General features: G+C 38.9%; 11 protein-coding genes and 1 other annotated feature. Of the genes, 10 read left to right on the top strand and 1 reads right to left on the bottom strand.

Features of this window, described 5'->3' with window-relative positions:
* Window positions 1-100: 100 nt before the first annotated feature.
* The 10 genes from SLH51_RS04070 (at window position 101) to SLH51_RS04115 (ending at window position 14,197) form a co-directional block, all read left to right on the top strand.
* Window positions 101-856: a TrmH family RNA methyltransferase gene (locus SLH51_RS04070; protein WP_335959486.1), complete on the top strand. Its 756-nt coding sequence runs from the start codon at window positions 101-103 to the stop codon at window positions 854-856.
* Window positions 857-919: 63 nt separating this feature from the next.
* Window positions 920-1,151, top strand: a binding site (T-box leader).
* Window positions 1,152-1,425: 274 nt separating this feature from the next.
* Window positions 1,426-2,460 carry a phenylalanine--tRNA ligase subunit alpha gene (gene pheS / locus SLH51_RS04075; protein ID WP_335959487.1) on the top strand — a complete coding sequence of 345 codons (1,035 nt, stop codon included), beginning with the start codon at window positions 1,426-1,428 and terminating at the stop codon, window positions 2,458-2,460.
* 13 nt (window positions 2,461-2,473) lie between these two features.
* Complete coding sequence (gene pheT / locus SLH51_RS04080; RefSeq protein WP_335959312.1) at window positions 2,474-4,897, top strand: phenylalanine--tRNA ligase subunit beta; 2,424 nt, start codon at window positions 2,474-2,476, stop codon at window positions 4,895-4,897.
* 303 nt (window positions 4,898-5,200) lie between these two features.
* Window positions 5,201-5,476 carry a cell division protein ZapA gene (zapA, locus tag SLH51_RS04085; protein ID WP_335959313.1) on the top strand — a complete coding sequence of 92 codons (276 nt, stop codon included), beginning with the start codon at window positions 5,201-5,203 and terminating at the stop codon, window positions 5,474-5,476.
* Window position 5,477: 1 nt separating this feature from the next.
* Complete coding sequence (locus SLH51_RS04090; protein WP_335959314.1) at window positions 5,478-6,017, top strand: CvpA family protein; 540 nt, start codon at window positions 5,478-5,480, stop codon at window positions 6,015-6,017.
* 339 nt (window positions 6,018-6,356) lie between these two features.
* On the top strand, window positions 6,357-8,078 hold the full coding sequence (gene polX / locus SLH51_RS04095) for a DNA polymerase/3'-5' exonuclease PolX (RefSeq protein ID WP_335959315.1): 1,722 nt from the start codon (window positions 6,357-6,359) through the stop codon (window positions 8,076-8,078).
* Window positions 8,079-8,096: 18 nt separating this feature from the next.
* Entirely contained in the window at window positions 8,097-9,248 is a 1,152-nt protein-coding gene (gene solA, locus SLH51_RS04100; protein ID WP_335959317.1) for an N-methyl-L-tryptophan oxidase, read from the top strand.
* A 43-nt stretch (window positions 9,249-9,291) separates the two neighbouring features.
* On the top strand, window positions 9,292-11,652 hold the full coding sequence (locus SLH51_RS04105) for an endonuclease MutS2 (RefSeq protein WP_335959319.1): 2,361 nt from the start codon (window positions 9,292-9,294) through the stop codon (window positions 11,650-11,652).
* Window positions 11,653-11,667: 15 nt separating this feature from the next.
* Entirely contained in the window at window positions 11,668-12,081 is a 414-nt protein-coding gene (locus SLH51_RS04110) for a DUF350 domain-containing protein (RefSeq protein ID WP_335959321.1), read from the top strand.
* Window positions 12,082-12,490: 409 nt separating this feature from the next.
* Entirely contained in the window at window positions 12,491-14,197 is a 1,707-nt protein-coding gene (locus tag SLH51_RS04115) for a long-chain-fatty-acid--CoA ligase (protein ID WP_335959322.1), read from the top strand.
* A 131-nt stretch (window positions 14,198-14,328) separates the two neighbouring features.
* Here SLH51_RS04115 and SLH51_RS04120 read toward each other — a convergent pair whose 3' ends face one another.
* Window positions 14,329-15,021 carry a hypothetical protein gene (locus SLH51_RS04120; RefSeq protein WP_335959324.1) on the bottom strand — a complete coding sequence of 231 codons (693 nt, stop codon included), beginning with the start codon at window positions 15,019-15,021 and terminating at the stop codon, window positions 14,329-14,331.
* Window positions 15,022-15,179: the final 158 nt, after the last annotated feature.

Here is a 15,179-nt window from a genome sequence, read left to right on the forward strand (position 1 = left end):
AATGAATCTCTTATTAGTATGTATCAGCATGGGCTGGATTATGACGAAAAAAATGGGTATGATGGATGAAATGAGAAAGAAGTGTTTAAAGGAGCAGAGCATGAAACGAATAGATTCAGTGAAAAATGACCACGTAAAACGTTGGAAAAAATTACATACGAGAAAAGGAAGAGAAACATCTGGACGATTTCTCGTTGAAGGCTATCACCTTGTAGAAGAAGCAATAAAGGCAGAAATGGTCGTAGAATATATATTAATGACAGAAGCAATAGTTCTACCGTCTACATTATCAGTGCAAAACCAAGATGTCATTTTGGTTAGTGAACAAGTGATGAAGGAACTGTCTGAAACAGAGTCACCACAAGGAATTGCAGCTGTCTGTATCATTCCTTCTCCCCCTACTGTTAAAAGCTTAGAAGGTCGATACTTGTTATTAGATCGGATTCAAGATCCAGGAAATCTAGGAACAATGATTCGGACGGCAGATGCTGCTGGGATGACTGGGGTTGTACTTGGTGAAGGGAGTGTCGATGTATTAAACAGTAAAGTGATTCGTGCATCCCAAGGGTCTATTTTTCACCTCCCTGTTGTAAAAGGGCCTTTAGAGATATGGATAGAAGCATTAAAAAAAGCCTCTATTCCTGTATTTGGAACAGCACTTGAAGGAGCAAGCTCATACTCCGCCATACAGCCACAAGCTCAATTTGCTTTAATTATGGGAAATGAAGGCGAAGGAGTAGCAAAGTCGTTACTGGAAATAACAGATCAAAATATTTACATTCCGATTCATGGTCATGCTGAATCATTAAATGTTGCTGTAGCAGCAGGAATTTTATTGTATTATTTAAGGGGATAAAGTCGAAAAGACGGTTGCATCACGATTCCATATTCACTATAATAAATAAATCAACGATATATTAAAAATGCATCGAAAGAGAGTAGTACGTCTTTAACCGCCATTCAGGGAGAAAATGCCTTAGACTGAAAGCATTTTTATGGAAGGAAAGTCCGAATTCACTCTGGAGCAGACACTGGATCACAAGTGAATCTTGTGAAGGTGTTCCGGTTTCGACCGTTACAGCAATGAAGATAATGAGGCTTTAGTCACTTCCTCATTAATAAGGGTGGTACCACGAGTCTTCGTCCCTTTTGCGGGAGCGAAGGCTCTTTATTTTGGTTAAAGAGTTTGTTCAAAACGGTTGTCTTTTACCGTTTTGAACAAACTCGCAGCAATGAGTGGAGCCGCTACTGTGTGTAAAGTGATCTATAAGTGGTTTTCTTATAGATCACGCGTAGCGAGAGTAGCCATTGCAATTTAATCATCAAAACGGTTGTCTTTTACCGTTTTGAACAAACGAATAAAAAGATAATGGAGTCAAAGATTATTTTATTTTGACAAGCTGTAAAATTAAAGGAGGCAAAATGATGCGTGAACGATTAGAAGCTTTGCGTGACGAGGCATTAGCAAAAGTTGAAGTAGCCTTAGATGTTAAAGCATTGCAAGAAGTTAGAGTCGCTTATTTAGGCAAAAAAGGTCCTATAACAGAAGTATTGCGTGGCATGGGGAAGCTTTCAGCTGAGGAACGACCAGTGATTGGTCAAATGGCAAATGACGTTCGAGATGCGATTAAAGAAAAAGTGAATCAAAAAGAAGTTGAGCTCGAGCAAGCGGCGATTGAATTGCAGCTTGCAAGTGAAAGCATAGATGTGACTTTGCCAGGTCGACCTGTACAAGGAGGTTCAACTCATCCATTAACACAAGTAGTTGAGGAAGTAGAAAATGCGTTTTTAGGACTTGGATTTTCTGTTGCAGAGGGTCCAGAAATTGAAGTAGACTATTATAATTTCGAGGCGTTAAATCTTCCGAAAGATCATCCAGCAAGAGACATGCAAGATTCTTTCTATTTTACTGAAGAACTTCTGTTGCGTACGCACACGTCACCTGTGCAAGCGAGGACGATGGAGATACATAAAGGTAAAGGGCCAGTGAAAATTATCTGTCCTGGCAAAGTGTTCCGCCGTGATGATGATGACGCAACACACTCACATCAATTTATGCAAATGGAAGGTTTATTCGTTGATAAAAACGTACGAATGAGTGATTTAAAAGGTGTGTTAGAGCAATTTGCAAAATCATTTTTTGGAGAAGATCGTCAAATCCGTTTGCGTCCAAGCTTCTTCCCATTTACAGAACCATCTGTAGAAGTTGATGTGTCTTGTGGGATGTGTGGTGGAAGCGGTTGTCGTATTTGTAAACAATCGGGTTGGATTGAAGTGCTAGGTGCTGGTATGGTTCACCCACGTGTTCTTGAAATGAGTGGATTTGATTCAACGAAATATAGTGGCTTTGCATTTGGAATGGGTGTAGAGCGATTAGCAATGTTAAAATACGATATTGATGATATTCGTCATTTTTATACAAATGATATGCGTTTTCTAGCACAGTTCAAACGGGTGTAAAGGAGGATTATACATGTTAGTCTCATATAAATGGTTACAAGATTATATTGATATTAAAGATCTTTCTGCTGTTGACATAGCAGAGAAAATGACTCGTGGCGGCATTGAAATTGATTTTGTTCATCAATTAAACCATGGGGTTTCAGGTGTTGTAGTTGGGTTTGTAAAAGAATGTAAGCAACATCCAAATGCAGATAAATTAAATGTTTGCCAAGTGGACATTGGAGATGAACTTGTACAAATCGTATGTGGTGCTCCGAATGTAGCATCAGGTCAACATGTTGCAGTGGCAAAAGTAGGGGCTGTGCTTCCAGGTAATTTCAAGATCAAAAAAGCAAAGCTTCGTGGTGAAGTATCACAAGGTATGATCTGCTCATTGCAAGAGCTTGGAATTGAGAGCAAACTCGTTCAAAAAGAATTTGCTGAAGGGATTTATGTCTTCCAAGATCCTGTAGAAGTAGGGAGTGACGCTCTTAGTGCGCTCAACCTCGATGATGAAGTATTAGAATTAGATTTAACACCAAACCGTTCGGACTGCTTGAATATGTTAGGGGTAGCCTATGAGGTCGGGGCATTATATGAACGAGAAGTAACGTTGCCAAACATTGATGTCATAACAAATGCAGAAGAGGCATCTAATTATATTAATGTTACAGTTGAGGCAAGTGAGGATAATCCATATTACGGAGCGATAATCATTAAGGACGTAAAAGTCGGCACGTCCCCTCTTTGGCTACAAAATCGTCTAATGGCAGCAGGGATTCGTCCAATTAGCAATGTTGTTGATGTAACAAATTATGTATTGCTTGAATATGGTCAACCACTTCATGCCTTTGATTATGATCGATTTGGTTCAAAAGAAGTTGTCGTTCGTCGCGCGAAAGATGGCGAAAAGATCGTAACGCTTGATGATCAAGAGCGTACGCTCTCAAATGAACACCTTGTTATCACAAATGGCAACGAACCTGTAGCCATAGCTGGTGTAATGGGTGGCGCGACGTCTGAGGTCCATAATGGAACGACGACTGTACTTTTAGAAGCAGCTTATTTTAAAGGGGCAACGATTCGGAAAGCTTCCCGCGACTTAGGGCTTAGAAGTGATGCGAGTACAAGATATGAAAAAGGTATCGATCAAGACCGCGTACTGGCAGCTGGCCGAAGAGCAGCAGCTATGATTGCTGAGCTTACTGGTGGAACTATTGTTTCAGGTGTAGTGGAGGAAGATGTCCTTTCATATGAAATGGCAACCGTCCGTCTTGATTTAGACCGAGTAAACAATCGTTTAGGGATGAGTGTGACAATCGAAGAAGCAGCTTCTTTTATGTCGAGGTTAGGATTTACGTATGAGCAAGATGGCAATGTCTTGCATGTAACCGTTCCTTCTCGTCGTTCAGATATTCAAATTGAAGAAGATCTAATGGAAGAGGTAGCAAGATTATATGGTTATGATCATATTCCAACTACACTTCCTAAAGGGGCAACAACTCAAGGTGCTCTTACTGAATATCAGACAAAAAGACGTCATGTTCGTCGCGTATTAGAACGTTCAGGTTTATCTCAAGTCATCACGTATTCCTTAACGAGCCCTGAAAAAGCAAAAGGGTTTGCATTTGAAACAACGATAAACTCACCAATTCGCCTGGCGATGCCAATGAGTGAAGATCGAAGTACAATGCGAACAAGTTTAGTACCACATCTATTTGATGTTCTAAGCTACAATGTGAATCGAAAAAATCAAGATGTACACGTATTTGAAATTGGTTCAGTTTTCTTAATGGATGAAGAGACACTAACGAAACAACCAACAGAGAAAGAAATGGTTGCAGGTGCCTTGACAGGTTTATGGCATGAGCATAGCTGGCAAGGCGAGAAAAAGGCCGTGGATTTCTATGTTATAAAAGGAATTCTAGAAGGTCTGTTTGCAGAATTAGGCTTAACTGAGCCAATTGTATTTGAACAAGCGAAATTGCCTGACTTACACCCAGGTAGAACAGCACGAGTCTTGCTTAATGGGAAAGAAGTGGGCTTTGTCGGGCAAGTACATCCAGCTTTGCAAAAAGAATTAGGATTAAAAGAAACATACGTTTACGAGCTTGAATTACAAGCTCTTCTGAAATTTGAAACGAAGCCAGTTGTGTATCAGAATTTACCACGATACCCTGCGATGGTTCGTGACATTGCTCTTGTTGTTGACAGTCATCGTTCTGCTGGAGAAGTGGAAGCTGTTATTCGCTGGGCAGGAGGAGCACTATTGAAAAAAGTTCGACTCTTTGATTTATACGAGGGTGAGCATATGGAAGAAGGAAAAAAGTCGCTCGCCTTTTCACTAACTTATCTTGATCCAGAACGTACGTTAACGGATGAGGAAGTTACAAAAGCACATTCACAAGTATTGAAAATGCTTGAAGAACATGTAGGAGCTGCGTTAAGAGGATAAGGATCCCTTTCAGTTGTTTTTTGTGACTAAAAAAAGGAACCAAAGAGGCTACCCCGCTAGTGCTGCACAATGTATGAAGCTGACTAGACGTGGTAGTCTTTTTTTCCTTTTATTTGTTTGAATGTATCTCCGCGGTTAAAATAAAAGGTTCTCCCTCTTTGACCTGTGCAAAGAATGGATTTGTGTACTCATTCTCATATTTTCTTACAAACACTTTGTTTCAATAACCAAATCTTCATGTTATGATAGAATGTAGGATTTTCATGGAGTTATAGATTTGATTGTCAGATAGGAGGCTTTTCCGTGGCAAAGCAAAGAGGAAAGCAACGGATATCTGTTTCAATATATGGTCAACAGTATACAGTCGTCGGTGAAGAGCCTCCGGCACATGTAAAAGAAGTGGCTCATATAGTGGATCGAAAAATGAGAGAAATAAAAAAACGCAACCCTTATCTTGATACAACCCGTTTAGCTGTATTAACGGCCGTTAACATTGTTGATGATTATATGAAGTTAATTAAGGAAAATGAAAGGTTAAACGAAGAAATCAACCAAGAAAGCACGACAGGAGACGAATAACATGCTTAGCTTTCTCATCCTATTTATCTTATTTTGTAGTTTCTTTATTGGTAGAAGAAGAGGGTTTATTCTCCAAATTATACATCTAGTAAGTTTTGTTGTTGCCATCGTAGTCGCTTATAAATACTTTGGGGAGCTTGCAACCTATATTCGATTATGGATTCCATACCCGCAATTTTCATCAGATAGTACGGTCGGAATGATTATTAATACTTTTGATGCTGAAGGTGTTTACTATTCCGGAATTGCTTTTGCTATGTTGTTCTTCGCAACAAAAATTGTTCTACATTTACTAGGGTCAATGCTGGATTTCCTTGCACATTTACCAATATTGCGTTCGATTAATCAATTATTTGGTGGAATATTATGTTTTGTAGAGACGTATCTTATTTTGTTTGTACTACTATTTGTGGTGGCACTTCTACCGATTGAAGTTGTTCAAGATGTGATGCAACGATCAATTGTAGTTCAAGTCATGCTTAACCATACACCATTTTTATCAGAGTGGCTTAAAGAACTATGGATAAATAATCAATTGTAGTCGAACATCGTATGGTTCAATATATAATATAGATCAAGGTATGGAAAAGGGATGCTCATTCTTTTCCATACCTTTTTTTAAAGGTAAATAACAAAATTTGAATAACGATTCAACAAGTGTGAAGGTATGATTGAGGAGGATTTTTGATTGCTCGAAGAAGGGAAATGGTTCGCACGCTTTGCGTCAAACGACTATTCTCCACTGGTAGTTTGACTTGAATCCTGGGCAGCAGCTACGCTTATTGCTATAAGAAAACCGACGCAGTCGCTTTTCTTAAGTGACAACCGTTGATTTTGTCTGCCAACTATCGGTATGATGGATAGTAGAAAGAAAGGAACGGTGAATATGAACAAAAAAGATGTCATTCGTTATCTTGAAACGATTGCAACCTATCTAGAAATTAAAGGAGACAACCCTTTTAAAATATCTGCTTATCGGAAGGCAGCATTAGCATTAGAGTCAGATGAACGTACATTAGATGAAATTGAAAAGCCAGCTTCGTTAAATGGAATTGGAAAAGGGACGGCAGAAGTCATTTTGGAATTGAAAAACACAGGGAAGTCTACCTTGTTAGAAGAGCTACAACAAGAAGTTCCGCCTGGACTTTTATCTCTTTTAAAGCTTCCTGGTCTAGGAGGAAAGAAAATAGGGAAACTATACAAGGAGTTACAAGTAATAAATATTGAGACACTCAAGCAAATGTGTGAAGAGAAGAAAGTACAAGCGTTAGCCGGATTTGGGAAGAAAACAGAAGAGAAAATTCTGATTGCAATTCAAGAAGCAAATACGCGTCCGGAACGTTTAGCTCTGCCCCTCGTACTACCAATAGCAGAAGCAATTGAACGCGCTTTAACAGACATGCAAGGAGTCGAGCGTTTTTCACGTGCAGGAAGTTTACGTAGAATGAGCGAAACGGTGAAAGATCTAGACTTTATCATTGCGACAACAGATCCAGAAACGGTGAAATCACGGCTACTTGGACTTGAAGCAATTAGTAAAGTGATCGCTAGTGGAGATACGAAAGTCTCTGTAGAAATCACGACAGATTTTCCGGTATCGGTTGATTTTAGAATGGTATTACCAGAGGCGTTTGCAACGACTCTTCATCATTTTACCGGTTCGAAAAACCATAATGTGAAAATGAGACAACTAGCAAAGAAGCGCGGGGAAAGCATAAGTGAATATGGAGTAGAAAACGTTGAAACAGGTGAAGTAAAAACCTTTCAGAATGAAAAGGAATTCTTTGCGCATTTTCATCTCCCTTTTATTCCACCAGAAGCAAGGGAAGATCAAGGTGAGGTAGAGCTTGCTGCTAAAAAAGATAAGGCTCCGATCTATATAACAAATGAAGAAATTCTCAGTGATTTGCACATGCATACGACGTGGAGCGATGGAGCTCACTCGATTGAGGATATGGCGGAAACAGCAAGAAAAAGAGGGTATGAGTATATCGCCATAACCGATCATTCAAAGTATTTAAGAGTTGCTAACGGACTATCGGTTGAGCGTTTAAAAGAACAACATGAAAAGATTCGAAAATTAAACAAACAATATGATGACTTTACGATTTTAACAGGAATTGAAATGGATATTTTGCCTGATGGTACACTTGATTATGAAGATGACATCCTTGCTGAAGTGGACTTTGTCATTGCTGCGATCCATTCGTCCTTTCAACAGGACAGGGAAATGATCATGAAGCGATTAACCACTGCACTAAAGAACAAACATGTTGATTTAATCGCTCATCCAACAGGTCGACTGCTTGGTCGTCGCGACGGCTATAATGTAGATGTGGAATTGCTCATTCAATTGGCAAAAGAAACAAATACTGCACTTGAGTTAAATGCTAATCCGCATCGTTTAGATTTATCTGCTTATTGGGTTAAAAAAGCAGAAGAAGCTGGTGTTATTCTGGCCATTAACACAGATGCACATAGCAAGGAATCATTAGAATTAATGGATTATGGAACCGCTGTAGCTAGAAAGGCTATGCTTCCATCAGATTCAGTGATGAATACGTGGTCGCTAAAAAAAATGCAAAACTATCTTCGTCGATAGATGGGTTAAACAAGGGGAATGAAAATGAAATATGATTGTATTGTTGTAGGTGCAGGCTCCATGGGGATGGCTGCTGGTTATTATATAGCAAAGCAAGGGAAGAAGGTTCTACTAATTGATTCACAAGATCCTCCTCATGCGTTTGGAAGCCACCATGGTGAAACGCGTATTATTCGCCATGCATATGGGGAAGGGAGTGGCTATGTTCCATTAGCGCTTAGAGCACAAGAACTCTGGAACGAACTAGAACAGGAGTCAGGGAGAAATTTGTTTCGTCAGACTGGCGTATTAAGTGTTGGTGAATCAGAATCTGTCTTTATGAAAGAATTAATCAAAAGTGCTGAAACGTTCTCGTTGTCACTTGAAACTTTAGACAAATCTCAAATAGAAAATCGATGGAGAGGGATAACCGTCTCTTCTAACTATATAGGTTGTTATGAACGCAATTCTGGTGTGTTGTTTCCCGAAGCATGTTTAAAGGCTTACCGAGAACTAGCTATTAAACATGGTGCCGAGGTTCTCCCATATACGGAAGCTAAACATATAAACCTTCATGCAAATACGGTAGAAGTAAAGAGCAATAAAGATACTTATTACGGGGAGTGCCTGGTAATTAGTGGAGGAGCTTGTTCAAAAAAAATTCTTACAAATTTAGGTTTAAACCTACCACTTCAACCGGTTCGAAAAACCTTTGCTTGGTTTGACTCCAATGAGGATTTATACAGATCTGAAAACTACCCAGCTTTTGCATTTGATGTTCCTGAAGGGATGTATTATGGATTTCCAAGTTTTCAAGGTTCTGGTTTGAAAGTGGGACGTCATGACGGTGGATTATTAGTCGATCCAACAAATGTAAACAGAGACTTCAGTTCATTCCCTGAAGATGAAGAAGATTTAAGAACGTTTCTCGCTACATATATGAAGAAAGCAAACGGTCAGTTGAAGCAAGGAAAGGTATGTCTATATACAAAAACACCAGATGAAGACTTTATTATTGACTATCATCCAAAACATAGCAATGTTGTAATAGCAGCTGGCTTTTCAGGGCATGGATTTAAGTTTGCAAGTGCTATTGGCGAAATGATGAGTCAAATGATTTTGAATCAGAAAATAAAACAAGATTTCTCGATGTTTTCGATGAAACGTTTTAAGGATATTATTATTAAATAAGGCAGTATGAGTTGGTCCTTAAAAAGGTGAAGGAGTTACGTAAATGGAACGAGTATTACGAGTGTTAGAATTCGAAAAAATGAAGAAACAACTGCTCGACCATGTGTCATCTTCTCTAGGAAGACAGAAAATTGAAGCATTAAAACCGTCTACCAATATAGAAGAAGTTCGCAAATGGCAGCAGGAAACAGCAGAGGGGACGAAAGTTCTAAGATTAAAGGGGCAGGCACCACTTGGTGGAATTACAGATGTGGCAGCAAATGCGAAGAGGGCAAAAGTAGGCGGAGCACTTTCTGCAACGGAGTTAATCGCGATTGCAAGTACGATTTATGGAGGACGTAGACTCAAGAAGTTTATCCATACAATGGTAGAAGAAGAGGAGATTGCTTTACCACTTCTTAATGAGTATGCAGAGCAAATCGAGCCATTAACGGACGTTGAACGTGAAATTAAGCAATGCATAGATGATAATGGCCATGTACTTGATTCGGCTAGCTCAGAACTTCGAACGATTCGTCAACAAGTTCGAAGTTATGAATCCTCCGTCCGTTCGAAATTAGAGAGCATCACGCGATCTTCTAGTACACAGAAAATGTTATCAGACGCTATCGTGACAATCCGAAATGATCGCTTTGTGATTCCGGTGAAACAAGAGTATCGAAGTTCATTTGGAGGAATCGTTCATGACCAATCTGGTTCTGGAGCAACGCTTTTTATCGAGCCGCAAGCAATCGTGACACTAAACAATCAATTACGTGAAGCGAAAGTCAAAGAAAAGCTAGAGATTGAACGTATTTTAGCTCTGCTTTCGACTCAAGTAGCTGAAGTGGCAGATTTCCTTTTGCATAACCTCACTGTTCTTGCAGTTCTTGATTTTATCTTTGCCAAAGCAAGGTATGCTAAGCAAATAAAAGCAACAGAACCAATATTAAATGAAGATGGCTTTATGTATTTAAAAAAGGCACGCCATCCATTATTAGAAGAGGATGAAGTCGTTCCTATTGATGTTGAACTTGGTGGCCAATATCGTTCCTTAATTATTACAGGTCCAAATACAGGAGGAAAGACGGTCACTTTAAAGACGGTTGGTTTGCTTACTCTTATGGCACAAGCAGGTATACATGTGCCAGTTGAAGAAGAGTCTGAAGTGGCTGTTTTTAAACAGGTGTTTGCTGATATTGGCGATGAACAATCAATTGAGCAGAGCTTAAGTACATTCTCTTCTCATATGACGAACATAGTGGACATTTTAGATAAAGTTGATTTTCAAAGTTTGGTTCTCTTTGATGAATTAGGAGCAGGGACAGACCCAACGGAAGGGGCTGCTCTAGCCATTTCTATTTTAGATGACGTTTATAACCGCGGAGCATGCGTTGTTGCAACAACACACTACAGCGAGTTAAAAGGCTATGCTTATAATCGTGAAGGAGCGATTAATGCTAGTGTAGAATTTAATGTTGAAACGTTAAGACCGACTTATCGTCTATTAATAGGAGTTCCAGGACGAAGCAATGCATTTGCGATTTCAAGAAGACTTGGACTTGATGAAAGAGTGATCGAAAAAGCAAAAGAGCAAATTGACAGCGAAACAAATCAAATTGAGAAAATGATTTCTTCTCTTGAAACAAGTCAAAAATCAGCTGAAAGTGAGAGAGAGGAAGCAGAATCACTCCGACTAGAAGCGGAAAAGCTACGAGCTGATCTCATTAAAGAATTAGAGAGTTTAGAAGAGGAGAAGGAACGAATCTTTAGAGAAGCAGAAGAAAAGGCTGAGAAAGCTGTTAAAAATGCAAAGGAAGAAGCAGAGCTTATTATTTTAGAACTTCGGGAAATGCAAAAAGAAGGCCTTTCTGTTAAAGAACATCAGATTATTGATGCAAAGAAACACTTGGAGCAAGCTACACCAAAATTAACTTCTAAGCAAAAGAAAATAAAGAAAGACGCGGCTAAATCCAACCAGAAGATTCAAGCTGGAGATGAAGTCAAAGTACTTAGTTTTGGTCAAAAAGGGTTTGTCGTAGACAAAATCAATGACAATGAATTCCAAGTACAAATGGGTATCATGAAAATGAAAGTAAAGAAAGATGACCTACAACTTCTTGATCGACCAAAGCCAGTTGAAACGAAACCTCTTGCCATGATTCGGGGCGGGGAATCTCATGTGAAATCTGAATTGGATTTACGTGGTAAGCGATTTGAAGAAGCCATGCTCCTTGTCGAAAAATACATCGATGATGCGTTGCTCGCTGGTTATCATCAAGTTTCAATCATTCACGGTAAAGGGAGTGGGGCTCTTCGTAAAGGGGTAAAGCAGTTACTTAAAAAGCACCCGCAAGTTAAAGGTGAGCGTGATGGAGGAATGAATGAAGGCGGACTCGGAAACACCGTGGTTGAATTAAAATAAGAGAGGCGAAAACGAATGGACGTATTATTTGAATATGAATGGATTCGAACAATAGCCTATTATAGTGTTTCTTTGCTTGCTCTTATTTTATTTTTAGCGATTTTTGAAATCGTAACAAGCTATCGAAACTGGTATGAAATTAAAAATGGGAATATTGCCGTAGCTCTAGCAACGGGAGGAAAGATCTTTGGGATGGCTAATATTTTCAGGCATTCAATTGAGCATTCAGATTCTCTTCTCACCATGCTTGGGTGGGGAGTACTCGGGTTTCTCTTATTGCTGTTTAGTTATTTTATGTTTGAATTTTTAACTCCAAGCTTCAAGGTTGATGAGGAAATTCAACGTGATAATCGTGCAGTTGGCTTCATTGCTATGATCATATCGGTTGGCTTATCTTATGTTATAGGAGCAAGTATTATTGGACGCTAGTAAATGGTTTAATTCTAAGTGAAGTATGATTTCTTGAACACAGGAAAAGGAGTTATAAGTAGTGGAGTTATTAATGAAAATTTTATATGTCAGTTGTGGGGTATTTATTTTAGCGGGCATCATATTTATGATTTTTTATGCTCCATAAAAAAGAAGCTAGTGCAAAAGTAACAATATTTTTTTGGCAGACTACGACAATGTGGTCTGCTTTTTCAATAATTCATATTAAATCAAGAGCCTGCAGAAGGGAATTTTGTGTGAGATTGCACTATTTTAATTGAAATTTGACGAAAGAGCGGAATTTTCAAAAAAAATGATTCAATATTGTAAGCGATTACAATAGAATGGAGGTAGAGGAGATTGAACTATGAGAAAGGAGTAAGCTTATTTTGGTGAGGAGGAGATAGCAATGACAACGATTGATAAGATTTGGCTTGATCAGTATCCTGAGGAAGTGCCACACTCCATTGAGTATGATGAGAACTGTTTACATGATTATTTGCAAAGATCAGCAAAGAACTATCCAAACCATGTTGCTCTTCATTTTTTAGGCAAAGAAATGACCTTTACCGAACTATACACCGAAGCAAAGAGGTTTGCTAATCAATTACAATCTATTGGTGTAAAAAAGGGGGATCGTGTTGCGATTATGCTCGCAAACTGTCCACAAGGAGTTATTAGTTATTATGGAGCACTCATGATTGGTGCTATCGTTGTTCAGACAAACCCTCTTTATGTAGAGCGAGAGCTGGAGCATCAATTGATTGATTCAGGAGCAAAAGTCATCGTTTGTCTAGATCTTGTATTTCCCAAAGTGCAAAAAGTACGGTCGAAAACGAATCTAGAGTATGTCATCGTCACGAGCATTAAAGACTATCTACCATTTCCCAAAAACTTACTCTATCCGCTTGTTCAAAAGAAAAAAACTGGCATAAAAGTTGATGTTGTCTACGATAAACATACAATGTCCTTTAAACCTTTTATAAAGGTAGGAAAAACAACGGACGTGAAGGTTGAGGTGGATCCTGTCTGTGATTTAGCCCTTCTTCAATATACTGGCGGAACAACAGGACCAGCCAAAGGAGTTATGCTCACTCATCAAAACCTTGTCGTGAATACGATCCAATGTATTCATTGGACATATAAGACAACTGCTGGAGAAGAAAAGGGCTTAGCGGCTTTGCCATTTTTTCATGTGTACGGAATGACCGTAAGTATGAATTTAGGTATTATGAATGGGTATACAACGGTTATTCTGCCAAAATTTGAACCGAAAGATGTCTTGAAAGCAATTGAAAAAGAGAAAATTACGTTGTTTCCAGGAGCTCCAACGATGTATATTGCTCTTATCAATCACCCTGATATTAAAGACCATGATTTATCATCGATCAAAGCATGTTTAAGTGGAGCAGCCCCTTTGCCGTTAGAAGTACAGCAGAAATTTGAAGAGCTAACTGGCGGAAAACTTGTTGAAGGATATGGATTAACCGAAACATCCCCTGTTGCCATAGCAACACCAATTTGGGGAAAACGCAAGTCGGGAAGTATTGGTCTGCCTTGGCCTGACACAGAAGCGGTTATAATATCGGCAGAAACAGGAGAACGAGCCGATATTGGTGAAGTAGGAGAGATTGCGATACGAGGGCCTCAAGTCATGAAAGGCTATTGGAACCGCCCAGAAGAAACGGCAAAAGTATTTAAAGATGATTGGTTTCTTACAGGCGACATGGGGTACATGGATGAAGAAGGTTATTTTTATATCGTTGATCGAAAAAAGGATATGATCATCGCGGGTGGATTTAATATCTATCCTAGAGAGATTGAGGAAGTGTTATATGAACATGAGGCAGTTCAAGAAGCGGTTATAATTGGAGTGCCTGATGAGTATCGCGGAGAGACGGTAAAAGCGTTTATTGTCCGAAAAGAAGGTAGTTCTCTTACGGAGAAAGAATTAAATGACTATTGCCGAAAGCACCTAGCAGCATTTAAAGTACCAAGGTTATATGAATTTCGTGATGAACTACCAAAAACATTAGTTGGAAAAATCCTTCGTCGCGTACTTGTAGAAGAAGAGAAACAAAAGCAAGCATTAGAACAAACAGTCATTAATGAGTAAAAGTAATAGGTCTGTCCCAAAAAACGGGGCAGACCTTCGTTTTTGTAAAGGAAATTAAAAACGATCTTAACCTGTAGATCAGTGAAAGTATATTCAAAGCTTTCAAACAAAACCGCTTTGCGGATTTGTTCTTATAAATGAGGATTCTGCTGGGCTATTTGTTCTTCACCAAACATCTCAATCACACTGTCACTTTTGTAATGGATTTGAACGAGCCCATGGTCCTTGGCGAAATGGTAAATGGTATCATCTACTCGAACAGGAAGGGTTGTAAGTTCTTGACCATCTGTAAGTGTTACTTTATCGCGCTCATTTGTAGATGAAAAATATTCGATGTCTGCATTCGGTTCTTTAACCTTGTATTGTTCAAGTATTTCAAATGCAGAAATACCATTCTCGAGTTGGCTATGAATCGATTCAAATTCTTCACTTTCTTCTCTATAATCATGCGTTATGGCAACCTTATTTTCCTCTTCAACTATTTCTAGAATTCGATAAAAGGCTACTGCTTGCCCTTGATGTCCATGGGCGAGAACAAATGGTTCGTTCGTTGCAAGAAAGGTCATCCCTTCACCTAAACCAGTTCCCTCATGATACATATCATAATCAGTAAAGGGTTGATATGTATGGATGATTTCAGTTAAAGAAATTTCACCTTCTTTCATCTCACCGTCTCGCTCACCTTGCTCTGCTTCTTCTTCTACATCAGGAATTGACACAGTTTCGTTATCATCAGTAGGACTTGGTTTAGTCAGATTTTCTAACTGACATCCAAAGAGTAGAAGACAAGAAAGCACAACTAAATAAAACAAGTGTTTCATCATAAATCACCTCATTAACTAGTATTTCACAAGAAAAAACTCTGAAACCTATGAGTTAGAATGAATTTTTTTTAAAAATAGTAAAAAGCTATAGGAAAATGAATGGATATTCATTACAATAGAGAAGAGAGGATAGCTTTTATTTGAAAGGAGAGTTTAAG

Source organism: Halalkalibacter kiskunsagensis (assembly GCF_037027555.1).
Lineage (GTDB): Bacteria > Bacillota > Bacilli > Bacillales > Bacillaceae_D > Halalkalibacter > Halalkalibacter kiskunsagensis.

Bases quoted from the DNA above. Each gene is read 5' to 3' on its own strand.
- SLH51_RS04070 (WP_335959486.1), top strand. From the start codon at position 101: ATGAAACGAATAGATTCAGTGAAAAATGACCACGTAAAACGTTGGAAA.
- pheS (WP_335959487.1), top strand. From the start codon at position 1,426: ATGCGTGAACGATTAGAAGCTTTGCGTGACGAGGCATTAGCAAAAGTT.
- pheT (WP_335959312.1), top strand. From the start codon at position 2,474: ATGTTAGTCTCATATAAATGGTTACAAGATTATATTGATATTAAAGAT.
- SLH51_RS04090 (WP_335959314.1), top strand. From the start codon at position 5,478: ATGCTTAGCTTTCTCATCCTATTTATCTTATTTTGTAGTTTCTTTATT.
- solA (WP_335959317.1), top strand. From the start codon at position 8,097: ATGAAAATGAAATATGATTGTATTGTTGTAGGTGCAGGCTCCATGGGG.
- SLH51_RS04105 (WP_335959319.1), top strand. From the start codon at position 9,292: ATGGAACGAGTATTACGAGTGTTAGAATTCGAAAAAATGAAGAAACAA.
- SLH51_RS04110 (WP_335959321.1), top strand. From the start codon at position 11,668: ATGGACGTATTATTTGAATATGAATGGATTCGAACAATAGCCTATTAT.
- SLH51_RS04115 (WP_335959322.1), top strand. From the start codon at position 12,491: ATGACAACGATTGATAAGATTTGGCTTGATCAGTATCCTGAGGAAGTG.
- SLH51_RS04120 (WP_335959324.1), bottom strand. From the start codon at position 15,021: ATGATGAAACACTTGTTTTATTTAGTTGTGCTTTCTTGTCTTCTACTC.